This window comes from Qipengyuania sp. MTN3-11 (genome assembly GCF_042851825.1).
Lineage (GTDB): Bacteria > Pseudomonadota > Alphaproteobacteria > Sphingomonadales > Sphingomonadaceae > Qipengyuania.
Genome location: NZ_BTGM01000002.1, coordinates 533,350 through 558,299 on the forward strand (window position 1 = coordinate 533,350; position 24,950 = coordinate 558,299).

Annotated in this window: 20 protein-coding genes and 1 tRNA gene; 16 read left to right on the forward strand and 5 right to left on the reverse strand. The window is 67.0% G+C overall.

Going from position 1 to position 24,950, the window contains the following annotated elements; translation table 11 throughout:
* The first annotated feature begins 20 nt into the window (after window positions 1-20).
* Entirely contained in the window at window positions 21-1,283 is a 1,263-nt protein-coding gene (locus tag ACGHN1_RS09830) for an RsmB/NOP family class I SAM-dependent RNA methyltransferase (RefSeq protein WP_390550765.1), read from the forward strand.
* Here ACGHN1_RS09830 and msrA read toward each other — a convergent pair.
* Window positions 1,267-1,806, reverse strand: coding sequence for a peptide-methionine (S)-S-oxide reductase MsrA (msrA, locus tag ACGHN1_RS09835; protein WP_390550766.1), 540 nt, complete (start codon window positions 1,804-1,806; stop codon window positions 1,267-1,269). The two genes, ACGHN1_RS09830 and msrA, sit on opposite strands and share 17 nt — an antisense overlap.
* 99 nt (window positions 1,807-1,905) lie before the next feature.
* Between msrA and ACGHN1_RS09840 the strand changes: the two genes are divergently transcribed.
* From ACGHN1_RS09840 to ACGHN1_RS09865, 6 genes are all read left to right on the forward strand, one after another.
* Window positions 1,906-2,811 (forward strand): class I SAM-dependent methyltransferase, encoded by a 906-nt coding sequence (locus tag ACGHN1_RS09840; RefSeq protein WP_390550767.1) that lies wholly within the window; start codon window positions 1,906-1,908, stop codon window positions 2,809-2,811.
* On the forward strand, window positions 2,811-3,305 hold the full coding sequence (locus tag ACGHN1_RS09845; RefSeq protein WP_390550768.1) for a YybH family protein: 495 nt from the start codon (window positions 2,811-2,813) through the stop codon (window positions 3,303-3,305). Before ACGHN1_RS09840 ends, ACGHN1_RS09845 begins: the two co-directional genes overlap by 1 nt.
* A 66-nt stretch (window positions 3,306-3,371) precedes the next feature.
* A complete protein-coding gene (locus tag ACGHN1_RS09850) occupies window positions 3,372-4,106 on the forward strand; it encodes an SIMPL domain-containing protein (protein ID WP_390550769.1) in 735 nt (244 codons plus the stop codon).
* Window positions 4,107-4,117: 11 nt separating this feature from the next.
* Window positions 4,118-5,005: an N-carbamoylputrescine amidase gene (gene aguB / locus ACGHN1_RS09855; protein WP_390550770.1), complete on the forward strand. Its 888-nt coding sequence runs from the start codon at window positions 4,118-4,120 to the stop codon at window positions 5,003-5,005.
* 40 nt (window positions 5,006-5,045) lie between these two features.
* Window positions 5,046-5,552: a 2-amino-4-hydroxy-6-hydroxymethyldihydropteridine diphosphokinase gene (gene folK, locus ACGHN1_RS09860; RefSeq protein ID WP_390550921.1), complete on the forward strand. Its 507-nt coding sequence runs from the start codon at window positions 5,046-5,048 to the stop codon at window positions 5,550-5,552.
* Window positions 5,515-5,590: transfer RNA gene (locus ACGHN1_RS09865), tRNA-Lys, on the forward strand. The genes folK and ACGHN1_RS09865 overlap by 38 nt, the downstream gene beginning before the upstream one ends.
* A gap of 3 nt (window positions 5,591-5,593) precedes the next feature.
* Here ACGHN1_RS09865 and ACGHN1_RS09870 read toward each other — a convergent pair.
* From ACGHN1_RS09870 to ACGHN1_RS09880, 3 genes are read right to left on the reverse strand one after another with little or no spacing between them, the layout of a single operon-like run.
* Window positions 5,594-9,187 carry a hydantoinase B/oxoprolinase family protein gene (locus tag ACGHN1_RS09870; protein WP_390550771.1) on the reverse strand — a complete coding sequence of 1,198 codons (3,594 nt, stop codon included), beginning with the start codon at window positions 9,185-9,187 and terminating at the stop codon, window positions 5,594-5,596.
* Between the two features lie 49 nt (window positions 9,188-9,236).
* The gene (locus ACGHN1_RS09875) at window positions 9,237-11,546 is read right to left on the reverse strand and encodes a putative bifunctional diguanylate cyclase/phosphodiesterase (RefSeq protein WP_390550772.1); all 2,310 of its coding nucleotides are present in this window, start codon (window positions 11,544-11,546) and stop codon (window positions 9,237-9,239) included.
* Window positions 11,547-11,548: 2 nt separating this feature from the next.
* Window positions 11,549-12,172: a methylamine utilization protein gene (locus tag ACGHN1_RS09880; RefSeq protein ID WP_390550773.1), complete on the reverse strand. Its 624-nt coding sequence runs from the start codon at window positions 12,170-12,172 to the stop codon at window positions 11,549-11,551.
* Between the two features lie 83 nt (window positions 12,173-12,255).
* Between ACGHN1_RS09880 and ACGHN1_RS09885 the strand changes: the two genes are divergently transcribed.
* The 5 genes from ACGHN1_RS09885 (at window position 12,256) to putA (ending at window position 19,409) form a co-directional block, all read left to right on the forward strand.
* A complete protein-coding gene (locus tag ACGHN1_RS09885; RefSeq protein WP_390550774.1) occupies window positions 12,256-13,245 on the forward strand; it encodes a DUF3034 family protein in 990 nt (329 codons plus the stop codon).
* Between the two features lie 13 nt (window positions 13,246-13,258).
* A complete protein-coding gene (locus ACGHN1_RS09890) occupies window positions 13,259-13,789 on the forward strand; it encodes a group 1 truncated hemoglobin (RefSeq protein WP_390550775.1) in 531 nt (176 codons plus the stop codon).
* 64 nt (window positions 13,790-13,853) lie between these two features.
* Complete coding sequence (gene mtnP / locus ACGHN1_RS09895; RefSeq protein WP_390550776.1) at window positions 13,854-14,741, forward strand: S-methyl-5'-thioadenosine phosphorylase; 888 nt, start codon at window positions 13,854-13,856, stop codon at window positions 14,739-14,741.
* Window position 14,742: 1 nt separating this feature from the next.
* Window positions 14,743-16,212, forward strand: coding sequence for a glycerol-3-phosphate dehydrogenase (gene glpD, locus ACGHN1_RS09900; RefSeq protein WP_390550777.1), 1,470 nt, complete (start codon window positions 14,743-14,745; stop codon window positions 16,210-16,212).
* Window positions 16,213-16,244: 32 nt separating this feature from the next.
* Window positions 16,245-19,409: a bifunctional proline dehydrogenase/L-glutamate gamma-semialdehyde dehydrogenase PutA gene (gene putA / locus ACGHN1_RS09905; RefSeq protein ID WP_390550778.1), complete on the forward strand. Its 3,165-nt coding sequence runs from the start codon at window positions 16,245-16,247 to the stop codon at window positions 19,407-19,409.
* Here the strand turns inward: putA and ACGHN1_RS09910 are convergent.
* On the reverse strand, window positions 19,406-20,002 hold the full coding sequence (locus ACGHN1_RS09910; RefSeq protein WP_390550779.1) for a TetR/AcrR family transcriptional regulator: 597 nt from the start codon (window positions 20,000-20,002) through the stop codon (window positions 19,406-19,408). The two genes, putA and ACGHN1_RS09910, sit on opposite strands and share 4 nt — an antisense overlap.
* A 152-nt stretch (window positions 20,003-20,154) precedes the next feature.
* On the opposite strand from ACGHN1_RS09910, the gene ACGHN1_RS09915 reads away from it, so the two are divergent.
* The 4 genes from ACGHN1_RS09915 to ACGHN1_RS09930 are packed head-to-tail and all read left to right on the forward strand — an operon-like array spanning window position 20,155 to window position 24,940.
* A complete protein-coding gene (locus ACGHN1_RS09915; RefSeq protein WP_390550780.1) occupies window positions 20,155-22,521 on the forward strand; it encodes a TonB-dependent receptor in 2,367 nt (788 codons plus the stop codon).
* Between the two features lie 45 nt (window positions 22,522-22,566).
* Window positions 22,567-23,097 (forward strand): hypothetical protein, encoded by a 531-nt coding sequence (locus ACGHN1_RS09920; RefSeq protein WP_390550781.1) that lies wholly within the window; start codon window positions 22,567-22,569, stop codon window positions 23,095-23,097.
* A 56-nt stretch (window positions 23,098-23,153) separates the two neighbouring features.
* Window positions 23,154-23,708: a dCTP deaminase gene (gene dcd, locus ACGHN1_RS09925; protein ID WP_390550782.1), complete on the forward strand. Its 555-nt coding sequence runs from the start codon at window positions 23,154-23,156 to the stop codon at window positions 23,706-23,708.
* Window positions 23,709-23,755: 47 nt separating this feature from the next.
* Entirely contained in the window at window positions 23,756-24,940 is a 1,185-nt protein-coding gene (locus ACGHN1_RS09930) for a saccharopine dehydrogenase family protein (RefSeq protein WP_390550783.1), read from the forward strand.
* Window positions 24,941-24,950: the final 10 nt, after the last annotated feature.

The window sequence follows — 24,950 nt, forward strand, 5'->3', positions numbered from 1 at the left end:
TCCCGCCTAGGCGCGGGGCCATGCCCACGCCGCCAGGATTTCACGCCCGCCGCGCCGCGCTGCGCCTGCTCGATGCGGTGCTGCGGCGCGGGGAAACGCTCGACCAGAGCTTCGGCGGAGCGACGCAAGATGTCCGCAAGCCCGAGGATCGGGCGCTGGCACGCGCGATCGCTTCGGAGAGCCTGCGCTGGCTGGTCGATCTCGACACGCTGATCGATACCGCCACCGAGCGGCCGCTGCCCGAGGACGCCAAGCCGCGCATGGTCCTGCGCATGATGCTGGCTCAGTGGCTGCGGCTCGAAACCCCGCCGCATGCGGTGGTGGCGACCGGGCTGCCGCTGCTGTCCGGGGGGCCGCGACGGTTGGCGCACGGTGTCTTCTCCGCCCTGACCGCGCGAAATGCGAAGCTGCCGGAATACCCCACGCTGCCCGCCGATGTGGCCGAGCGCTGGGGCGCGCGGTCCGGTCCGATCGCTGCCGGGCTCGCCGAGCCGCCACCGCTCGACCTGGCGCTGCGCGATCCACGGGAAACCGCGCATTGGGCAAACCGGCTGGGCGGCGAAAGCCTGATGCCCGGCCATGTCCGGCTGCCGCGCGGCGAGGCGGTGGAGCGGCTGGACGGTTTCGGCGCCAAAAACGGTGGCGGCGCTTGGTGGGTGCAGGATCTCGCAGCCTCGCTCCCAGCCCGCCTGCTCGGTCCGGGCGAGGGGCGGCAGGCGCTCGACCTGTGCGCCGCCCCGGGCGGCAAGACGCTGCAACTGGCGGCCGCGGGCTGGCAAGTGACCGCGCTCGACATCTCCAAGCGGCGGCTCGATCTGCTCAAGGCAAATCTGAAACGGACCGGGCTCGCGGCGAACCCGCTGCGGGCCGACGCGCTGGCGTGGGAGCCCAAGCACCGCTTCGACGCGATCCTGCTCGATGCGCCCTGCACCGCAACGGGCACCGCTCGCCGCCATCCCGACGTCCTCCATCGTATCCGCGCGCGACAGATCGCCGAAATGTCCCAGCTTCAGACCGCGCTTCTCGAACGGGCGCGCCACTGGCTGAAACCCGGCGGCATGCTGGTCTATGCGGTCTGTTCGCTCGAGCCGGAGGAAGGCGAGGCGCAGGCCGATGCGGTTCCGCTCGCCCCGCTGCCGGTGCGCCCGGAAGAATTGCCCGCCGGCCTCGACTCCCGGCCCGATGGCTGGCTGCGCACCGATCCCGGGATGCTGTCCGCGCAGGGCGGGCTCGACGGGTTCTTCGTTGCCCGCTGGCGCAGCGAGACTACGCCTCCGCCTTGAGGTGCTTCTGGAAGCTCTTGCGCAGCTTCATCAGCTTGGGCGGAATGGTAGCGAGGCAGTAGGGATTGCGCTGTCCCTCGCCCTCCCAATACTCCTGATGGTAGTCCTCGGCCGGGTACCAGGTTCCGCTCTCGATCGTGGTCACCGCCTGCTCGCCGGCATGGTCGGCGTTCCAGCGCTCGATCGCGGCGCGGGCCTCGTCCTCCTGCCCCTCGAGCGGAAAGATGGCGCTGCGATACTGCGTGCCGACATCGTTGCCCTGGCGGTTGAGCTGGGTCGGATCGTGGGTGCCCATGAATACGTCGAGCAGGTCGGCGAGCGAAATCTCCGCCGGATCGAATTCCACCTTCACCGCCTCGGCATGGCCGGTGGTGCCGCTGCACACCTGCTTGTAGGTCGGATCGGGCGCGTCGCCGCCGATATAGCCGCTCTCGACGCTTTTCACGCCCACGACATCGTTCATCACCGCTTCCGTGCACCAGAAGCATCCACCCGCAACGATCGCGGTCTCCGTATCGGCCATGGTCGTATCTCCTTTGCCAGGGGATGTAGGAAGCCGTCTCCCGCTTGTCATCCGCACCGCGCAAGGGCAGGATGAGGATGCAACACAGGGAGCTTCGTCATGCGTATCACTCTAGCCGCCATCGCCGCGCTCGCGATGGCCGCGCCCGCCTTCGCCCAGCAGCAGCCCGAGCACGAGGGGGCCGGTTCGCACGACGGCCACCACAACGAAGGCATGGACCATGTGATGGACCAGGAAGCCTTCATGCAAAACCACGGCGAGCAGCTTTCCGCAGCGCTCAACCACCCCACCCGGTCGGAAGACCGCGCCCGCGACCAGTATCGCCATCCCGCCGAAACGCTGGCCTTCTTCCATGTCGGGCCCCACATGAAGGTCGGCGAATATGCACCCGGCGGGGGCTGGTACACCCGCGTGCTCGGCCATTATCTCGGCGGCGAAGGGCAATTGGTCGGCCTCTATTTCGATCCCACCAGCGGGCCGTTCAACGCCCAGTCGCAGCAGGGCATCCGCGACGGGGCCGCCGGTTTCGCGGCCGAGGCGGCCGAGTTCACCGGTCTGCCCGCCGACAATTTCTCCGGCTTCACCCTGGAAACCTTGCCCGAGGATCAGGTCGGCACCTTCGATCGCATCCTGGTCGTGCGGATGATGCACAACCTCATGCGCTGGAACATTGCCGACAGCGAGCTTAAGAAGATGCGCGCGCTGCTCAAGCCGGGCGGTATCCTCGGCGTGGTCCAGCATCGCGCGCCCGCGGATGCATCGGCCGATTATGCCAATGGCTCCAAAGGTTATCTGCGGCAGGACGACGTGGTCGGCTTCGTCGAATCTCTGGGTTTCGAGCTGGTCGCCGCAAGCGAAGTCAACGCCAATCCGCGCGATCCGGCGAACTGGGAAGGCGGCGTATGGACGATGCCGCCATCGCTCGGCGGAGACGATGCGATGGACGCGCAGACGCGCGAGCTGGGCGAAAGCGACCGCATGACCCTGATGTTCCGCAAGCGGTGATGGCCGGACGTATCCTCCTTGCCCTCGGGCTGGCGCTGGCGGTGAGTGCCTGCGACGCGGCGCTCGAACCGCGCCAGGTACGCATGGCGGAGGAAACGGAGAAGGCGGACGCATCTCCCGAACAGGTCCGCTCCGAGGTCGAAGCGGCTCTGGCCGAAAGCGTCGCCGGCTGGAACGCGGGCAATATGGACCGCTTCATCGGCGCCTATTCTGCGGCACCGGACATCACCTATATCTCGGGCGACGAACTGGTGCGCGGCCGCGCGAGCATGGCGGAACGCTACGCGACCGATTACGATTTCGCCGATGCTGCGTCACGCGGCGAACTGGCGATCGAGACTCTGGATTTCCGCCCCCTCGGTCCCGATCACGCGCTGCTCGTGGGCCGCTACACCCTGACCTGGCCCGATCGCGAGCCGGCGAGCGGCCCGACCTCTCTGGTCTTCGCGCGCGAGGACGAGGGCTGGCGCATCGTCGCAGACCATTCGGGCTGAACGCCAGCTCCGGTTAAGTCTTTGCGCTGCAAGCGAAAGAGCGACATCGCCGCCGGGAGAATTGCCGTGAACAGGAATGTGCTTGCCCTCGCCTCTGTCGCGACCTTCGGCCTCGCCGCTTGCGGCGATGCGCCCTACGATCCCCGTGGGGTCGATCACGACGAGACGCTGCTCTCGGTCAGCGCAACCGGCGAGGCCGAGACCCGCCCCGACGAGGCTTTCTTCGAGGTCGGGGTCAACAATTGGTCGACCAGCGCATCCTCGGCCAGCGAGGCGAACACCGAAGATATCGAGGACGTCGTTGCCGCGCTCGGTGCGGCGGGCATTCCCGAAGAGGACATCCAGACGCGTACGGTCGGGATCCAGCGCATCGAATACGGCGACCGCAAGGGCCAGTTCCAGGCGAGCAACGTCGTCTCGGTCACCGTCCGCGACATCGACAATGCCGGGCGCGCGGTGACCGCGGCGACCGAGGCGGGAGCCAATGTCCTGTCCGGACCGGACCTTCGCATCTCCGACAGCGAGAGGGCGGCCAACGCCGCCTATGGCGAGGCGTTCAGGGCCGCCCGCGCACGCGCCGAGGCCTATGCCGAGGCGGCGGACATGGAGATCGCGCGGGTCCTCACCATCCGCGACGGCGGCGGATCGCAGGGCGATCGCTACATTCCCGGCGCGCCGCCACCGCCGGTTGCCCCCGTGGTCCAGACGATGGCCATGCCCGAGGAAGGCGGCCGGATCATGCCCGGCCAGACCACCAGCCGGGTGGCGGTATCGGTGGACTTCGCGCTCCGGCCCAAATAGATCGCGCGACCATGCGCACTCTGACCGTCGCCGTTCTGCAGCTGCCGCTCGCCCGGGCCCGGGAAACGGACAATATCGCGGCCGTGGCCGAACTGGTGTCGCAGGGCGCCGAACGCGGGGCGCAGATCGTCCTGCCGCCCGAACTCTTCGCCGGAGAGTACTTCTGCCGCGTGGAAGACGAGGCGCTGTTCGCCCGCGCTCGGCCGACCGCCGAACACCCGAGCGTCCTCGCAATGCAGGAACTGGCCGCGAAGCACCGGATCGTTATTCCCACCAGCTTCTTCGAGCGCGACGGGCACCATTATTACAACACGCTGGCGATGATCGGCCCCGACGGCGCGATCATGGGCACCTACCGCAAGAGCCACATCCCGGACGGCCCCGGCTACGAGGAAAAATACTATTTCCGTCCGGGCAACGACGGCTTCAAGGTCTGGGACGTGCCCTGCACCGGGGAGAACGCAGGCGCCACTGCGCGGGTCGGGGTCGGCGTCTGCTGGGACCAGTGGTACCCCGAAAGCGCGCGGGTGATGGCGCTCATGGGGGCCGAAGTCCTGTTCTATCCCACCGCGATCGGGTCCGAGCCCTACGACGCCGATCTCGACACCAGCCGGATGTGGCGCCGGGCGATGATCGGCCATGCGGTGTCCAACTGCATGCCGGTCGCCGCCGCCAACCGGATCGGCCACGAGGGCACGCAGGAAGCCGGCAACCGTTTCTACGGCCACAGCTTCGTCAGCGACGAATGGGGCGATCTGGTGGTGGAGTTCGGTGCCGATCAAGAGGGTGTTCTGGTAGCTACGCTCGACCTCGAGCGTGCCGCGCGGCACCGCGCGGGCATGGGCTTCTTCCGCGATCGCCGCCCCCAGCTCTACGGCCGCATCAGCGAGGATGTCTGAGGCCGCGGAGCACCGCTACCTTATCGCTCTGGGATCGAACATGCGGGTGCCCGGTGCCGGAAATCCGCCCAAAGTGCTGGAGGCAGCACTCGCGCGCATCGCGCAATCGGGCACTGTAATCGTAGCGCGCTCGAACATCGTCGCAAGCCGCCCGATCGGCCCCTCCGCCCGGCTCTATGCCAACGCCGCCGCCGTCCTGACGTCGCGGCTCGAACCGCCACGGATGCTCGCGAGGCTTCAGGCGATCGAGGACGCATCGGGCCGCCGGCGTCGCGGTGCCCGGTGGGGCGCGCGGACCCTCGACCTCGACATCGTGCTGTGGAGCGGCGGCAGCTGGCACGACCAGACTTTGACGATTCCTCATCCCCGCTTCCGGCAGCGGGATTTCGTCCTCGCGCCTGCGACCGGCATCGCCCCCCGCTGGCGCGACCCGATTACCGGGCTGACCCTGCGCCAGCTCCATGCCCGCTTGACCCGCCCCCGCCCCCTGCCTAGGTGCGCGGGCGGTCGGGCCCTTAGCTCAGTCGGTAGAGCAACTGACTTTTAATCAGTAGGTCGCTGGTTCGAACCCAGCAGGGCTCACCACCTCTACCTGTCATCGCCAGACTTGCCCCACCCGCCGCCGCCGGGAGTGAGGATGACGAAGGTATCGCCCGGTTGCATTTCGGCCGATGCTGTCGCTCCGAGAGTGACGGTGGTTCCGTCGGCGCGTTCGACCCAGTTCTTGCCGGGTAGCGCATCGTTGCCGCCACGGATGCCGCGCGGGGGCACGGCGCGGCGGTTGGCGAGGATGTTGGCGCGCATGGCCTCGAGGAAGGTGATCCGCCGCTCGACCCCCTCGCCCCCGCGATGCAGGCCTGCGCCGCCCGACCCGCTCCGGACGGCGAAGCGATCGACCTGCACGGGCAGGCGCATCTCCAGCACCTCGGGATCGGTGAGGTGCGAATTGGTCATGTGGGTCTGCACCGCATCGGTGCCGTCGTGATCGGGGCCGGCCCCCGAGCCGCCGGCGATGGTCTCGTAATACTGGTGCGCCGCGTTGCCGAAGGTGAAGTTGTTCATCGTTCCCTGGCTCGGCGCGAGCCGCCCGGTCGCCGCGAACAGGGCGTCGGTGACCACCTGGCTGGTCTCGACATTGCCGGCGACCACGGCCGCGGGCGGTTCCGGGTTCAGCATCGAGCCTTCGGGGACGACGAGATCGACCGGTCGCAGGCAGCCGTCGTTCATCGGGATCGCATCGTCGATCAGCGTGCGCAGGACATAGAGCGCCGCGGCCCGCGTGATCGAACGCGGGGCGTTGAAATTGTCGCCGAGCTGCGCACTGGTGCCGGTGAAGTCGAACACCGCCGAACGGTTCTCCCGATCGATGCGGATCGAGACCTGCACCTCGGCACCATTGTCCATGGCATAGGCAAATGCGCCGTCATCGAGACCGCCGAGAAGATTGCGAACGGCTTCCTCGGCATTGTCCAGCACGTGTTCCATGAAGGCGTCGACCACCTCGGCTTCCTGCTCCTTCGCCGCGGCAACGAGCAAAGCGGCGCCGCGGGTGCAGGCGGCGAGCTGGGCGCGCAGGTCCGAGATATTGCGATCGGGATTGCGGGCCGGCCAGCGCGACCGCGTCAGTTCGGCGCGGATTCCCTCCTCCTGGAAGCGCCCCTCGTCGGCGAGCAGGACGTTGTCCAGCAGCACGCCTTCCTCATCGATGCTGCGGCTTTCGGGCGGCATCGAACCGGGAGCGATTCCGCCGACATCGGCATGATGCCCGCGCGCCGCGACGAAGGCGTCCGGTTCCGCCGATGCGTCCCGGTAGAAAACCGGGACGATCACGGTGATGTCGGGCAGGTGCGTTCCGCCGCGATAGGGATCGTTGAGCAGATAGGCGTCGCCGCGCCGGAATCCGCGTCCGTCGACGGGGCCTTCCTGCCCGGCCCCGCGCGCCTCGATCACCCGCGCGATGCTGTCCCCCATCGACCCGAGATGCACCGGGATATGCGGGGCATTGGCGATCAGCGCACCGTTGCGATCGAACAGCGCGCAGGAGAAATCGAGACGTTCCTTTATATTGACCGAGGTCGCGGTGGCGCGCAGCACCAGACCCATTTCCTCCGCGATCGCCATGAAGAGATTGGCGAACAGTTCGATCCGAACAGGATCCGCACCGGTGCCGTTCGATGCACCGCGCACGATCGGCCGCGAGCGCGAGAGGATCAGCGATCCCTCGCTCTCGAGCTTCGCGTCCCATCCCTCCTCGACCGTCGTGGTCGAGCCGGGATCGATGACCAGGACGGGCCCGCGGACGGTTTCGCCCGCCTCCATCGCCGCTCGTTCGACAGCATGCCACGATCCGCTTGCCTGCGCCCCCACGGCAATGGGCTCCGGCTCGATCGCGGTCAGCCCGCCCACCGTGCCGCTCGCCTCGATGCTGAGCGCATCGACGATGATGGGCGCATCCGGCTCCGAATAGCCGAAATGTTCGCGATGCAGAGCGCGGAAATTCTCGTCCATCCGCCGGAGGTCTGCGCAATCGACGGTCAGCGTGCTGTCGCTGCCGGCGAAGCGCAAACGAGCGCGCGGTTCGATCACGATGCCGTCTCCGGGGACACCCTGCGCTCTCAGGTCCGCCCCGGCGTCGCGCTCGAGTTCGGCCTTGACCGTTTCGAAGCCGTCCGCAAGCGGAGCCACGAGGCTGCGTTCCCGGATGGTCTTCACCGGTGCCAGCCCGATTCCCCAGGCCGACAGCAGGCTGGCGAGCGGGTGGACGAGGACCGTATCGATCCCCAACCGGTCGGCGATGCGGCAGGCGTGCTGGCCGCCGGCGCCGCCGAAGCAGGCCAGCGCATAGCGGGTGACGTCGTGCCCCCGGGCGACGCTGATCCGGCGGATGGCGCTGGCCATGTTGTCGACCGCGATCGCCAGGAAGCCTTCCGCGATCGCCTCGATCGTCATCCGCCCGTCGAGAAGTTGCGCGATCTCTTCCAGCCGGGCCATCGCGGCGGCCCGATCCAGCGGTGCGTTCCCCTCGGCCCCGAAGACGTGCGGGAAGAAGGCAGGGTCGAGACGGCCCAGCGCGAGGTTGCAATCGGTTACGGTCAGTGGCCCGCCCCTGCCGTAACAGGCCGGACCGGGCTGTGCGCCCGCGCTCTCGGGACCTGCCCGGAAGCGGCCGCCTTCGTAGCGACAGATCGACCCGCCCCCCGCCGCGACCGTATCGATCCGCATCGCCGGCGCCGCGACGCGGACCCCGCCCACGACGCTGTCGCCGGTGAGTTCGTAGCGCCCGGCATAATGGCAGACATCGGTGCTGGTGCCGCCCATGTCGAAGCCGATGAGCCGTTCGTGCCCCAATGCCCGACCGGCTGCGACCATGCCGACCACGCCGCCAGCGGGACCGGAAAGGATCGCATCCTTGCCCCGGAAGCTGTCCGCCGTCGCCAGTCCTCCGTTGGACTGCATGAAGGACAGGCGATCATGCGCCGGCAGGCTTGCTTTCAGCGTCTCGACATACTGCCGCAGGATCGGAGACAGGTAGGCATCCACCACCGTCGTGTCACCACGCGGCACCATCTTCACCAGCGGCGAGACCTCGTGGCTCACGCTGACCTGGGCAAAGCCGATCTCGCGCGCGATCCTGGCGAGCGCCTGCTCATGCGCGATGTGCTTCCACCCATGCATGAGCACGATCGCGAGCGAGTCGAAACCTTCGCCTCGCAGCGATTGAAGCCGGTCGCGGGCGTCGGCCTCGTCGAGCGCGGTGAGCACGTCGCCCTCCGCCGACAGCCGTTCCGCGATCTCGACCACGCGCTCGGGCAATTGCTCGGGCAGCACGATGTGGCGCGCGAAGATGTCCGGGCGCGCCTGGGTACCGATGCGCAGCGCATCGGCAAATCCGTCGGTGATCGCCAAGGCCAGCCGGGCGCCCTTGCGTTCGAGCAGGGCATTGGTCGCCACCGTGGTCCCGACCCGCAGTTCGGCGACCGCTCCCGCGCCGTGGCGTTCCATGAGCCTTCGCACGGCCTCGCTGGCGGCGTCCGCATAGCGGTCCGGGTCTTCCGACAAAAGCTTGTGGGTGACCAGTCGACCGTTGGGAGTGATCGCCACGACGTCGGTGAAGGTTCCGCCGCGGTCGATGGCGAAGCGCCAGGCGCGGCTTGTGTCGTCGGGGCTGTCGGTGGCGGTCATCGTGTCACGCCTTTCGCACGATGTCGGCCCGCGATCAAAGCCTCGCCATTCAGCCGCTGGCCCGGACCCTCTCGTCCCTGGGATAATCTCCGATGAGTTCCGCCAGCTTGCGCTCCGCGACCGGCGCGCTGAGCAAATAGCCCTGGATGAACTGGCAACCCTCGCGGCGGAGGATTTCCCGCTGTTCGGGCAGTTCGACGCCTTCGGCGAGCGTATCCATCCCCAGTGCTTCGGCGAGGGTGGTGATCGCGCGAATAACGGCGTGACCGTTGCCGTCCTCGGCGAGGTCGCGGACGAAGCTCTGGTCGATCTTGACCTTGTCGAAGGGGAAGCTGCGCAGATAGCTGAGCGAGGAATAACCGGTGCCGAAATCGTCGAGCGCGATCTTGACCCCGAGATCGCGCAGATTGTGCAGCGTGCCAAGCGTCTTTTCGACATTGGCGATGAACACGCTCTCGGTGATTTCCAGCTCGAGACGGTCGGGTGAGAGGCCGGAATGGGTCAGGGCCTGAAGGATGGTCGTTGCCAGTCCGGGAACGCCGAACTGCTTGGGCGAGATGTTGATCGCCACCGACAGGTTGTCAGGCCACAGCATCGCCGCGCGGCAGGCTTCGTGGACCACCCATTCGCCGATCGGCAGGATCAGTCCGGTCTCTTCGGCAAGCGGTATGAATTCCGCCGGGCTGATCATCCCGTGCTTGGGATGCGGCCAGCGGATCAGCGCCTCGAAGCCCTGAAGGCGATCGTCCCTGAGGTTGTAGAGCGGCTGGAAATAGAGCTCGAAGCCCCCGTCGCGAATGGCCAGGCGAAGGTCGAGCTCCATCTCGCGCCGCTTGCGCGCCTGCTCGTCGAGCGAGGCTTCGAAGAAATGGTGCCCCGCCTTCCCGTCGCGCTTGGAGCGATAGAGGGCAAGGTCGGCATGCTTCATCAGCGTGACGCCATCGTCGCCGTCGCCGGGCGCGATGGCGATGCCGATGCTGGCGGAAGAATCCGCCGTGTGGCCGTCGAGCTGGATCTGGCGGCAGAAACAGTCCTGCAGGGTGTCGGCGATGGCGGCCAGATTGTCGCCGGGCTCGATACCGTCGATCAGGATCGCGAATTCGTCGCCCCCCAGCCGCGCGACCAGCGCTTCGGGGACGCACTTGCCCAGATGATCCGCGGTCTGTCGCAGCAGCGCATCGCCCGCCGGATGGCCCAGCGTATCGTTGACGACCTTGAAATCGTCGAGATCGACATAGGCCACAAGCAGGCGCTCGTCCTCCTTGCGACGCGACAATGCGCGGGTGAGCTGCTCGAGGAAAAGCTTGCGATTGGGCAGTCCGGTCAGCCCGTCGTGTAGGCCGACATGGACGATCTGGCGTTCGCGTTCCTCGATCGCCCCGACCATGGCGTTGAAATTCGTGGAAAGCCGGCCGACCTCGTCGTCGGTGTTGATCACCAGCGATACCTCCTCGCCCCGCGCGAAGGCACGGACCGCGGCATCGAGGCGGCTAAGGGGCCCGGTGATGGTCCCGGCGACGCGGAAGCCCAGCGCGACGACGAGCGCAAGTCCCGCCATCACGATCGCCGCCAGCCGGTACCGCAACGAGGCATATTCCGCGAGCGCATCGCTCAGCGAATGGTTCAGCACGAGGCGTGGGGAAAGCCCGTCCTGCAAGGCGGGAAGGTCGGAGAAATGATAGAGAACCGTGTCGGCATCGGCAGGGCTTTCGACGACCCTTCCCGACGCGGCTCGTGCTGCCCAGTCGGGCAGTTCGACGCGAGCGGCGATGCTGGCATCCATCTCGACCGCGCCAAGCTCAGCGAGCCGGTGCATGCCGGCGGCATCGAGCGGCTGGGCGACCACCAGCCAGCCAAGCAAGTCCGGGGCCTCGATCGGAGAGGCCGCGGCCAGCGCCAGCGAGCCGCCCAGGCGAACGATGCCGTGATCCTGGCCTGCGTCGAGCGGTCCCCAGATGTCGGCGATGTCCGGGATTGGCGATTCGCCGTCTCCGATCAGCGTGCCGTCCAGCCCGACAGCGAAAGCGCCCGCCGTTCCCGACCGGCTCTTGAGACTGCGCAAGGCGCTGGCGATGGTCGGCCGGTCTCCGGTGGCAAAGGCCTCGCGGAAGCCGAAATCGCGCGACAGCACTTCCGCCGACCCGCGCATCTGGCTGGCACGCAGCTCGATGATCTCGTCGAACACCCTGGCGTTGGCCGCCAGATCGCGCGACGCTGCGTCTTCGCCGAAGCGCTCGATGCCCGCGCTGACGATCGCCATCACGGTTGCGAGAACCGCGGCAAACAGCACGGTGTAAAGCACCGCTATGCGCAGCCGCAGCGACCCGAAACGCCACCAGGAACGCATGACCCGTTTCATTCTCAGCGCAGTCTGACCGCGATGCGCGATCGCTCGCTGGCGCCAGTGAAATTCGTCGTCCGGGTGAGTTCGCCGCCCGGCGCGCGCAGCCGCGGGTGCCAAACCGTCACCTTGGCCCCGCCCCGCGGCACCTTGCCTATGACGGCGAGGCCGTTCTGGTCTGTCTTGGCGGCGTAGGGCGTGGACACGACGCGGATATAGCCCCGCATGCCGTCATGGATGTTGCAACCCAGCGCCACGGTTCCGGCGATCGGGAACTGATGCGTGCGCGTCTGATCGCGGCCGTAAAGATCGATCTCGAACCGCGCCGGCTTGGAGAAGCTGTAGACCGAGTGGCGAACCCGGTCGAGATTGGGGAAGGCGACCGTGCTGCCACGCGCGATCACCAGAGTGCCGGGCACGAACTGTTCGTTGCGCTGCGCCATCGCCATGCGCCAGGGAAAGGTGATGCGCCCCGGCCGGGCTCCCGCCGCGTCGATCTCGACCACGGCATCGCGCACCGGCACGCCGCGCTCGTCGACCACCTGGATGCGGACATCGGCGGGCGCTGCGCTCCAAGCGGCGGCGATAGGCAGGCACACGGCAGTGCAGGCGGCGGCAAGGGCGAGCAGGACGGTTTTCGGCATGCGTCCTGTTACCCGCGGTCGGGTTAAGAAAGTGTCTGGCTGCGGTTAATCCGATTCTAACCCTTCCCCTGCAGTTTCTCCCTATGAAAACATCTCGTTTCTCGGTGGCATCGGTGTTGGGTGCCCTGGTCCTCGTGGCGCCCGCAGCGGCCGAAGCGCCCCATATCGGTTACGAATTCGCCGAACCGGATATGTTGCAGGACGCGCCGGCCGTGGCCGACCGGCCCACGATGGCACATCCGGTCCAGACAGCCCTCGATGTGCCCGTCCCGCCTGCGATCGACTACGGCGGCAAACTGCTGCTGACGAATGGCGTGACCACGATCGAGGGGACCAGCGGCGGCGGCATCGCGAGCTGGGCCACGCTGTCGGGAATGAAGGAGCGCGGTCTCGGCGTTTCGGGCCACGGGACGCTCGTGCTGCTCCCCGATTTCGACTGGCGGAGCTACGGCGCGGCGGCGAGCTGGGGCAATCGCATCGAGCTGAGCTACGCGCGCCAGAATTTCGACACCGGCGACGCCGGTGCCGCGCTCGGCCTCGGCCAGGGATATACGTTCGGCCAGGATGTCTTCGGTGCGAAACTGCGCTTGGTCGGGGACGTGGTTTACGGCGAGCCGCTGCTTCCGCAGATCAGCCTCGGCGTCCAGCACAAGCGCAGCCGCAACGACGCCATCGTCGCCGCGCTGGGAGCCGCCGCATCCAACGGCACCGATTTCACCCTCTCCGCGACCAAACTGCTGCTGGCACACAGCCTGCTCGTCAACGGCACCCTGCGGCTGACCAAAGCAAACCAGAATGGCCTGCTCGGTTTCGGCAGCGCTGCGAGCGACGATTATTCGCTCCAGTTCGAAGGATCGCTCGCCTATCAAATCTCGCGCCGGTTTGCCGTGGGTGGAGAATTCCGGAGCAAGCCGGACAATCTCGGGCTCGGCGAAGACGATTGGATGGACATCTTCGCCGCCTACGCCCCGACCGATTTCCTCACCCTGACCGCAGCCTATGCCGATCTCGGGTCGATCGCGACATTCGAGGACCAGCGCGGTGCCTTTCTCCAGGCCCAGCTCGCATTCTGAAGGACAATTCGACATGCTCATCGCCGCCACCGCCGCGCTCCTCTTTCTGCAACAGGCCCCCGCCGACGATGTCGACTGGGACGCCGAATTCGGGATCGAGGCCGAAGAACGCGATCCGGTCACCGGCGAGCTGCCGGTCGATCCCTACGAACAGAGCAATGCCAATGCCGGGGCCCAGCCGTTCGACGGGGACGGCATGGCCGGGCATTTCAACGGCCAGCCGGGTATCCGCCGCGTCGCCGATCGCTTCGTCAACCTCAACCGGGCCGACCCGCGGATCGCGGCGATCTTCGCCGGCCACGACATGGTGCGCCTGCGCCGGACGCTGTTCGAACAGTTCTGCTACATCCTCAACGCCGGGTGCGACTACACCGGCCGCGACATGCGCAGTTCGCACGAGGGGCTCGGCACGCGGAAGGCCGATCTCAACGCGCTGGTCGAAAACCTCCAGATCGCCATGCGCGAGGAAGGCGTTCCCTTCGCCGCGCAGAACCGCTTCCTCGCCAAGCTCGCGCCCATGTCCGGCGACGTGATCGAAAGATAGGTCTTTACACCCGCCGCCCCAGCCACCACCCCGCCGGGCGCACGAATTGGCAGGAGCTGGCGCCATGAACGGCGAGGCATGGGTGATCGGGATCATCGGCGGGTCGGGGCTCTACGCCATCGACGCGCTCGAGGATGCGCAATGGATCGCGGTCAAATCCCCCTGGGGCGAACCCTCCGACGAGATCCTGTGCGGGCGCATCGGCCCCGTCCAGGTCCGCTTCCTCCCTCGCCACGGACGCGGCCACCGGGTCCTGCCCGGGCGGCTGAACGCGCGCGCCAACATCGATGCGTTGAAACGCGCCGGCGCGACCGACATCCTGGCGATCAGCGCGGTCGGATCGCTCGCCGAGGACCTGCCGCCGGGGCACTTCGTCACGGTCGACCAGTTCATCGACAACACCAGGGGCCGCGCTTCGACCTTCTTCGACAACGGGTTCGTCGCCCATGTCTCGATGGGCGATCCGGTCTGCCCGCGCCTGTCGAACTTCGCCGCTGCGGCGGTGGCGAGGGCGGGCGGGGAAGTCAGCGAAGGGGCGACCTATCTGGCGATGGAGGGCCCGCAATTCTCCACCCGCGCCGAAAGCCGGCTCTACCGGCAATGGGGAGCCCATGTGATCGGCATGACCGGCATGCCCGAGGCCAAGCTCGCCCGCGAGGCGGAACTGCCCTACGCGCTGCTGGCGATGGTCACCGACTGGGACAGCTGGCGCGAGGGGGAGGCAGCGGTCGATGTCGGCGAGATCATCGCCCAGATGCAGGCCAACGCCGAACTTGCGCGCAAGGCGGTGGAGCTGTTCTGCAATGCCCTTCCGGAAAAACGCGAGCCCTCCCCCATCGACACCGCGCTCGACGATGCGGTGATCACCAATCCCGACAAGTTCGACCCCGAGCTGGTGGCCCGGCTCGGCGCGGTCGCCGGGCGGCTGTTTGCACGGGCATCAGACGGCTGAGGTGATCGACCTTCTGGTCATCGGCGGCGGCATCAACGGCGCCGGGATCGCCCGCGACGCCGCGGGCCGAGGACTGCGGGTGACGCTGTGCGAAAAAGACGATCTCGCCGCGCACACCTCTTCGGCCAGCACCAAGCTGATCCACGGCGGGTTGCGCTATCTCGAACAGTTCGAGTTCCGGCTGGTGCGCGAATCCCTGCGCGAGCGCGAGGTGCTGCTTCGCGCCGCGCCGCACATCATCTGGCCGCTGCGCTTCGTGCTGCCGATCGACAAGGGCATGCGCCCGGCATGGATACTGCGCGCCGGACTGGCGATCTACGACACAATCGGTGGCAAGTCGTCGCTGCCGGGCACCCGCACGGTCGCATTGGACGAGCCGCCGCATCGCGGGGTGCTGCGCAATCGCCTCAAGCGCGGGTTCGAATATTCGGACTGCTGGGTGGAGGATGCGCGGCTTGTGGTCCTCAACGCCATCGATGCGCGCGAGCGCGGCGCGGAAATCTGCACCGGCACCGAATGCGTAGGACTGGAGCGCATGGAGGCGAGCTGGCGCGCCCGGTTGCGCGACAACAGGGGCGAGCGCGTGGTCGAAGCGCGCGCGGTCGTGAATGCCGCCGGCCCGTGGGTGGACCGGCTCGCCAGACTGGCGCTGGGCAGCGGCACGCCCACTCGCCTCAGGCTCGTCAAGGGCAGCCATATCGTGGTGCCGCGTAAGTTTCCGGGCGAGCACGCCTACATTTTCCAGCAACGCGACGGGCGCATCGTCTTCGCCTTGCCCTACGAGCGGCATTTCACCCTGATCGGCACCACCGATCGGCGGTTCGAGGGCGATCCCGGTTCGGTAGCGATCTCCGGCGACGAACGCAGCTATCTGCGCGACGCCGCGGCGCGCTATTTCAGGAGCGGAATCAGCGAAGACGAAATCGTTCACAGCTACAGCGGCGTGCGTCCGCTCTACGAGGACAATTCCACCCGCAATTCCACGGTCACCAGGGATTACGCCTTCGAGCTCGACGCCAGCGGCGGAGCCCCGATCCTGTCCGTCTACGGCGGCAAGATCACCACCTACCGCAAGCTCGCCGAACATGCGCTGGCCAAGCTTTCCCGCCATCTACCGATGGGCGGCGAATGGACGCGGGACGCCGCGCTTCCGGGCGGCGCCATGGCGGATTTCGCGCAATTCCTTTGGGAGGCTTCCAAACGATTTGCCTGGATGCCGGGCGAGATGCTGCTGCGTCTTGCCCGCGCCTATGGCACGCGCATCGACGCGATAGTCGGACAGGCCGGCTCGCTCGACGACCTCGGCGAGCATTTCGGCGGCGATCTCTACCGGGCGGAACTCGAATATCTGGTTCGCGAGGAGTTCGCGCGCACGGGCGAGGATGTACTTTGGCGGCGAAGCAAACTCGGTCTGCACCTGCCATCCGAAGTGCGGGAAAGGGTGAAGGAGTGGATGGCGCGTAACGCTTGAACGGAGCGGAATAGGGGTCCAAGGCGCAGGCCATGGCCACCCAGATTTCCGGCGTCCGTTCCGATTACCGCCCAGCATCCGCCACCCTCGATCGCCTGGCGGTTCGGCTCGCCTACCGGCAGGAGGAAGACGCCTGTGTCGCCGAACGGCTGACGCAGGCGAAACCGGCGTCTCGCGTCCACGGCGACGCCTCGAAGCTGGCGGTGCGGCTGGTCGAAGGTGCCCGCAAGCGCAAGGCGAGCGGGCTCGACGCCTTTCTCCAGCAATTCGGCCTCGCGACCGAGGAGGGCATCGCCCTGATGTGCCTCGCCGAGGCGCTGCTGCGCGTGCCCGACAGCCGCACCGCGGACGCCCTGATCCGCGACAAGCTGGCCGATATCGACTGGTCGGAGCATCTGGGCGAAAGCTCCTCGACCTTCGTCAACGCCGCGACATTCTCGCTGATGCTCACGGGCGAAGTGCTCGAGCGCCCCGGCCCCAATCGCCGCCCGCTCGAACGCACGCTGAAGGGCACGCTGAACCGCCTCGGCGAGCCGGTCGTGAGGAAGGCGACGCTCCAGGCGATGCGCATCCTCGGTGGTCAGTTCGTCTTCGGGCGGACGATGGACGAGGCGCTGAAACGCGCCGCGCCCGAACGGGCCCGCGGCCTCACCCACAGTTTCGACATGCTGGGCGAAGCGGCGATGACCTTCGGCGACGCCGAACGCTACCGCCTCGCCTACGAACGCGCGATCGAGCGGCTGGCGCGCGAGGCGAAAGGCGGCGTGGCGCAATCGCCGGGCATTTCGGTCAAGCTTTCCGCGCTGCATCCGCAGTACACGTTTCTGCATCAGCGCGAGGCGGTGGAGGCGCTGGTGCCGACGCTGCGCGACCTCGCGATCAAGGCGCGCGACGCCGACATCCACTTCACTATCGATGCCGAGGAAGCCGAACGGCTCGAGCCCTCGATGGACATCATCGAGGCGCTGGTCGCCGACGACGAATTGTTCGCCAACGGGACCGCCACCGGCTGGACCGGCTTCGGCATGGCCATCCAGGCCTACCAGAAGCGCGCCGTGCCGCTGTGCGACTGGGTCGCGAAGCTCGCCCGCCGGCATGGCCGGCGCCTGTTCGTCCGGCTGGTCAAGGGCGCCTATTGGGACACCGAGATCAAGCTCAGCCAGGTAGGCGGCTATACCGACTTTCCGGTCTTCACCCGCAAGCTCGCCACCGACGTTTCCTATCTCGCCTGCGCCGCGCGGCTGCTGGAAGCCGGGGATGCCATCTATCCCGCCTTCGCGACGCACAACGCCTATACGGTCGGTGCGATCAAGGCGCTGGCGGAGCGGAACAAGACGGTGTTCGAGTTCCAGCGGCTGCACGGAATGGGCGAGGACATCTACGATGCGCTCGCCCAGATCGAGGGCAACGCGCGCACGCCGGTGCGCATCTACGCGCCCGTCGGCACGCACAAGGATTTGCTCGCATATCTCGTGCGCCGGCTGCTGGAAAACGGCGCAAATTCGAGCTTCGTCAACCGCATGGCGGATGCCGATGTCCCCGCCAGCGCGCTGGCGACCGATCCGGTCGCAGAGCTTGCCGCGCTCGAACCCAAGCGCAATCCCGACATTCCGCTTCCCGGCGACATATTTCCCAACCGCTCGAATTCGGCCGGGGTCGACCTTGCCGATCCCCTGGTGCGCGAACCCCTGCTGGAGCGACTGGCGACCTTGCGCGATCGCCATTGGATCGCCGAGCCGACTCTGCCGTTCGGCGAGCCCGGCGAGATGGCGCCGATCACCCAGCCGCAGGACCTGGCTCACGAGGTCGGCACGCGGCGCGATGCCACCGAGGCCGAAGTGGAACATGCGATCGGCCGGGCCTCGGCGATCCAGCCCGGCTGGAACGCGCTTGGCGGAGAGAAGCGCGCTCTGCTGCTCGAAGCGGCGGCCGATGCCTTCGAAGCGCATACCGACGAGATTCTTTCGCTGTGCCAGCGCGAGGCTGGCAAGACCCTGCCCGACGCGGTGCTCGAACTGCGAGAGGCGGTCGATTTCCTTCGCTTCTATGCGGGTGAGGCACGCCGCCTCTTCACCGCGCCCTTCCCGCTCCCCGGCCCGACCGGCGAGGAGAACCGCCTGACCTTCAACGGGCGCGGCGTCTTCGCCACCATCTCCCCGTGGAACTTCCCGCTGGCGATCTTCATCGGCCCGGCCGCGGCCGCGCTGGCGGCAGGCAATACCGTCGTGGCCAAGCCCGCCGAGCAGACCCCGCTGATCGCCGCGCTGGCGGTGAAGCTCTGCCACGACGCCGGTATTCCCGAAGAGGTGTTCCAATTGCTCCCGGGAGCGGGCGAGGTCGGCCAGTTCATCACTTCCGACCCTCGCATCGCCGGGGTCGCCTTCACCGGTTCGACGGATACCGCGCGGGCGATCAATCGCTCGCTTGCCGCGCGCGACGGAACTATCGCCACCTTCATCGCCGAAACCGGCGGGCAGAACGCGATGATCGTCGACAGCTCGGCCCTCCCCGAACAGGTGACGCGCGATGTCGTCGCGAGCGCCTTCCAGAGCGCCGGGCAACGCTGTTCCGCCCTCCGCATGCTCTACATCCAGGACGTCGTCGCGGACGAGATGCTGGCGATGATCCGCGGTGCCTTCGACGCGCTGCATGTCGGCGATCCGGAAGACCTTTCCACCGATGTCGGGCCGGTCATCGATCCCGATGCGAAGGCTGCGCTCGAGCGTCACGTCGCCCGGCGCAAGAAGAACGGCCGGCCGGTATGGCATCGGGATCTGCCGCCCGGTCTCGCCGGAGGCTGCTTCGTCGCCCCGACGATCATCGAGATGGATTCGATCCTCGACCTCAGGCGCGAGAATTTCGGCCCGGTGCTGCACGTCGCGCGCTTCGCCGGAAACCGGCTCGAGCAGGTGGTCGAGGATATCAACACCACCGGCTACGGGCTGACGCTGGGGCTTCACAGTCGCATCGACACCACGCGTCGGCTGGTCGAAAGCCGGGCGCGGGTGGGCAATTTCTACGTCAACCGCAACCAGATCGGCGCCGTGGTCGAAAGCCAACCCTTCGGCGGAGAAGGTCTGTCGGGGACCGGGCCGAAGGCCGGCGGGCCGAACTACGTCATGCGCTTCGCCACCGAACGGGTCGTCTGCATCGACACCACGGCCGCAGGCGGCAACGCGAGCCTGCTGGCGGGCTAGTTCGCGATACCGTCGCGCAGCATGGCCTCGACTTCGGAGGCGATCGCCTCGATCGGCCGGCTGTCGTCCCAGACCCCGAACCGCAGGCCGAGGAACACGTTCATTCCCATCATCGCCCAGGCGCGGACCTCGTTGTCTCCCGGCGCGATTACCCCAGCCTGTACGCCTTCCTGAAGCCGGGCGGCGATGCGGCTGGCGGTGCCGCCGTAATGCGCACGATAGCTTTCGGGATCGGCGAATTCGGCCTCGTCGACGATCCGGTAGATTTCCTTGTGTTCGCGGGCGAAGGCGAGAAATGCTGCCAGCGCCTCGCGCTCGCGCACCGTGCCCGTGCTCTCTGCCTTCATGCCCGCGGCCGCGGCGCTGGCGACCTGCTGGCTCATGTCCTTGACCAAGGCCGAGAAGATCGCCTCCTTGCTGTCGAAATAGGTGTAGAAGCTGCCGAGTGCCGTCCCCGCCTCGCGGGTAATACCGCTGATCGAGGCCTCGTGGAAACCGCGCTCGCCGAATTCCTTCGCCGCCGCGTCGAGCAACCGCCGCAACGTCGCACGCCCGCGCGAAGTGCGTGGCTCCTTTCCCGGACTTGCCGACATTCCCTTGTCCCCGAACACCCGCGCCCCGTGGCCGTTTCGACACATGCGTAAGGCCATCGCCCCGAGCGCGCAATTCCTAAGTTGAAAGTTGGTTCATGTTTCATTATCCGGGCTGCACAGGCGCCTCTGATAAGGCGCGGGAGGAGAGAGCCATGAAATCTGCATTGTCCATCGTCACCAGCAGCGCCGCAATCGCCATCGGCCTTCTGTGTTCGGCCCAACCGGCTGCGGCGCAGGATGTCGCCAATCAGGCCGGCGATGCGGCCGTGGACGGCGACGAGGCCGACGACGGAGTGATCATCGTCACCGCCCGCCGCCGCGACGAGAACCTGGTCGAGGTTCCCATTGCGGTCACCGCATACAGCGGCGAAGCGCTTCAGCAGGCGGGCGCGATCGACATCACCGATATCGCGCAGACCACGCCGAACACCACGCTCGAAGCCTCGCGCGGCACGAATTCGACGCTCAGCGCCTTCATCCGCGGCGTCGGCCAGCAGGACCCCGTCTCCGGCTTCGAACAGGGGGTCGGCATCTATCTGGACGACGTCTATCTCAACCGGCCCCAGGCCGCGGTGCTCGACATCTACGACGTCGAGCGGATCGAGGTCCTCCGCGGGCCGCAGGGCACGCTGTACGGCCGGAACACGATCGGCGGGGCGGTCAAATACGTCACACGCGATCTCCCTCAGGAATTCTCGCTGACCGCGCGCGCCACCTACGGCACCTACGACCAGCTCGACGGCGTTCTCACCGTGTCCGCCCCCATCACCGACATGATCCGGGTCGGCGGTGCCGTGGCCCGGCTGACCCGCGACGGTTTCGGCGAAAACCTCACCACGGGCCTCGACAATTATGACAAGGACGTCTGGGGCGGCCGCGCCACTCTGGAGATCGGGGGCAATTCGGAGCCGGTCCTGATCCGGATCACCGGCGATTACACCAAGGATGAAAGCAATCCGCGCGGCGGCCATCGCCTCATCCCCGGGCTTCGCTCCGGCGCGCCGGTCCTGGACGACGTGTTCGATACGCGCGGCGGACTCAACGAGCCCGAGCAGAATATCGAGGCCTATGGGCTGGCGATGAACGTCAGTGTGGAACTGGGCGATGCGTTCACGCTGCGCTCGATCAGCGCCTGGCGCAAGGACGACACCTTCACCCCGATCGATTTCGACGCCCTGCCGGCAGTCGATCTCGACGTCCCCGGCGTCTATCTCAACGAGCAGATCAGCCAGGAATTCCAGGTCCTCTACGACAGCGGCCCGCTCTCGGGCCTGCTCGGCTTCTACTATCTCGATGCCGAGGCCGACACGCTGTTCGACACGCGCATCTTCACCACTCTGGCGGGCCTGACCGCGTTCACGAACGCCGCGGTCGATACCGAGACCTACGCGGTGTTCGCCGACTTCACCTACGACATATCGGACCGGCTCTCGCTGTCGCTGGGCGGCCGCTACACCTGGGACGAGCGCCAGGCGGATATCTTCCGGCAGAGCTATCTGGGCGGCGGCTCGCCCTTCTTCGGCGGTGCGGGTATTCCGCTGGGTGCCCCCGGCACCGATTTCGCCGGCAGCGCAGATTTCGAAAAGTTCACGCCACGCGCCTCGATCAGCTTCATGCCGACGCCCGAGCACAATTTCTACGCGAGCTATTCCAAGGGCTTCAAGGGCGGTGGCTTCGATCCGCGCGGGGTCGGGGCCAACGCGCCCGACCTCAACGGCGACGGCGTGCGGTCCGATGCGGAGGTGGCCGATTTCCTGAGCTTCGAGCCCGAGGAGGTCGACAGCTACGAGATCGGTTACAAGGGCGACCTGCTGAACGGCAATCTGTTCGTCGCCGCCGCCGGCTTCTATGCCGATTACACCAACGTCCAGATCCCGGGCTCGGTCGCCTGTACCGTGGCTGGCCTCCCCAGCTTCTGCGGAATCGTCTCGAACGCGGGCAAGGCCGAATTCTACGGCCTCGAACTCGAAGCCAACGCCAAGCTGGGTCGCGACCTTCTGGCTGCCGGCGACCGGCTCACGCTGGCCGGTTCGGCAGGCTACATCAGTGCCGAATACAAGGAATACATCGCCAATATCGGCGGCGTGCCGACCGATGTCGCGGATTTCCGCGAAGTCCAGAACACGCCCGAATTCACCGGCAGCGCGACGCTCGGCTACTCGACCCCGGTCGGCGATGGCGACCTCGCCCTCACCACGACCGTGTCCTACCGTTCCAAAGTCTTCCAGTTCGAGATACCCAACCCCTACATCGACCAGGAAGGCTTCGCCCTGTTCGATGCGAACCTCGTCTACACCGCCCCGGGCGACCGGTTCAGCATCGGGCTGCACGGGCGCAACCTGTTCGACAAGGAATACAAGACCTCCGGCTACACCTTCGTCGCCACCGACCCGGTCACGGGAGCGATCCCGCTCGGCGTCAACGGTTTTCCCGTTCCCACATTGGGACCCGAGGGCACGCTGACGGCATTCTACGGCAACCCGCGCCAGGTGTTCGTGACCGGGACCGTCCGCTTCTAGAACATTCGGGTTCAGTTCAGTGGCTTGAATTGATAGGAGGCGGCCATGCGTCGCCTCCTCTACCTGCTCTTCGCCGCCCTCACGCTTGCCTGGACCTCCGTTGCGTCGGCGGCGGTGACCATGCATTTCCACAGCTTCAACGGCTCGGTGCTGTTCGGTCGGTATCCGCACACCTTCGTGGTGCTGGAAGGGACACTCGAAGCCAGCGGCCAGCGGGTCGAGGAAAATTTCGGCTGGTCGGCGAAGCGGGTTACGCCCGCCGTCCTCAGCCGTCCGGTCGAACACATGATCCTGGTCGAGAAGCCCAGGATGATCGGCAAGACCAATCGCCATTTCTCGGTTAGGTTGAGCGACGATCAGTACCGCAGGATCAAGGCGATGGTGGCGAACTGGCGGGATCAGCCGGGCGCCTATTACGACCTGGAAAAACGCAACTGCATTCATTTTGTCGGCGAGATCGGCCGGATCGCCGGGCTCAGGATCGACTATCCCGACAACATGCTGCGCCGGCCCAAGGAATGGCTGAACCACATCGCCACGCTCAACCCCCGGCTGGGTGCGCGGCAGATTGACTAGCGGATAATCGCCCGGCCCCGCTTGCGGGCCGGACGCTGCTGGGGAAGGGTCGGCTCATGGCGATTCTTTCCGACAAATGGATCCGCGAGCGCGCGCAGAACGACGGCATGATCGAGCCCTTCGTCGAGGCGCAGCGGCGCGAGGGCTGCATCTCCTACGGCCTGTCGAGCTACGGCTACGACGCCAGGGTGGCGGACGAGTTCAAGATTTTCACCAATGTCGATTCCGCGGTGGTCGATCCCAAGGATTTCGCCGCCAACAGCTTCGTCGACCGCAAGACCGATGTCTGCGTGATCCCGCCCAACAGCTTCGCTCTGGCCCGCACGGTCGAATATTTCCGCGTGCCCGAGGATGTGCTGGTGATCTGCCTGGGCAAGAGCACCTATGCCCGCTGCGGGATCATCGTGAACGTCACTCCGCTCGAGCCCGGCTGGGAAGGCCACGTGACGCTCGAATTCTCCAACACCACCCCGCTCCCGGCCAGGATCTACGCCAACGAGGGCGCGTGCCAGTTCCTCTTCCTCAAGGGCAACGAGCGGCCCGAGGTGACCTATGCCGATCGCGCGGGGAAATACATGGGTCAAAAGGGCGTCACTCTCCCCCGGCTTTGACTCATCGGCCCGCCGCGCGCATGCCTTCTCGAAAAGGAGAGAGAGACGTGGCGGACAAGGCGAAACGCGAACACGATATCGTCGTCTACGGAGCGACCGGCTATACCGGACGGCTCGTCGCCGAGCATTTCGTACGCGAATACGGCGGCAGGCCGGACGCACCCAGATGGGCGATGGCCGGGCGCAACCGGTCCAAGCTGGAAGACGTCCGCACCCTGATCGGCGCGCCCGACCATACGCCGCTGATCGTCGCCGATGCCGACGATCCGGCGAGCCTCGATTCCATGTGCGAGAGCGCTCGCGCCGTCATCACCACGGTCGGCCCCTACCAGCTCTACGGCGATGCGCTGGTCGAGACCTGCGCCCGGGTCGGCACCGATTACGCCGATCTGTGCGGCGAGCCCGCCTGGATGCGCGAGCAGATCGACCGGCACCACGATCTCGCCACGGCAAGCGGCGCGCGCATCTGCTTTTCCTCGGGCTTCGATTCGATCCCCTTCGACCTCGGCGTGCTGATGCTCCAGAAGCATGCGGTGGAAGGGTTCGGGAGACCCGCCCCGCGTGTGCGCGGGCGGGTACGATCCATGAAAGGGACGTTCTCGGGGGGCACCGCCGCCAGCCTCGGCGCGACGATGAAGGCGGCGGCGAAGAACCCGAAGGTCATCGGCCTGCTGCGCGACCCCTTCGCGCTGACTCCCGGCTTCGAAGGCCCCGACCAGCCGAGCGGCATGGTCCCGCATTACGAGGCCGACCTCGACAAATGGGCTGCGCCATTCGTGATGGCGCCGATCAACACCAAGAACGTCCATCGTACCAATTTCCTTCTCGGTCACCCCTATGGCGAGGATTTTCGCTACGACGAGATGATGCTGACCAGCCCCGGCGACGCAGGCCGCAAGATGGCCGAAGCCGCGGTCGAACTGATGAAGAACCCCTTCGGTGCCAAGCCGCCCAAACCCGGCGAGGGGCCGAGTGCAGAAGAGCGCGAGAACGGCCATTACGACATTCTCTTCGTCGGCGAATTTCCCGATGGCGAGACGCTGCGCTACGCGGTCAAGGGCCGCTACGATCCCGGCTACGGCTCGACCAGCCGGATGATCGCCGAAACCGCGATGGCGCTGCTCGCGAGCGAAGCCGAGGGCGGGGTCGGAACGCCCGGCTCCTTCCTCGGCGAGAGCCTTGTTCGGCGGCTGCGCGACCGGGCCGAGATGACCTTCGAACTCGAAGGCTGAGGCGGATCTC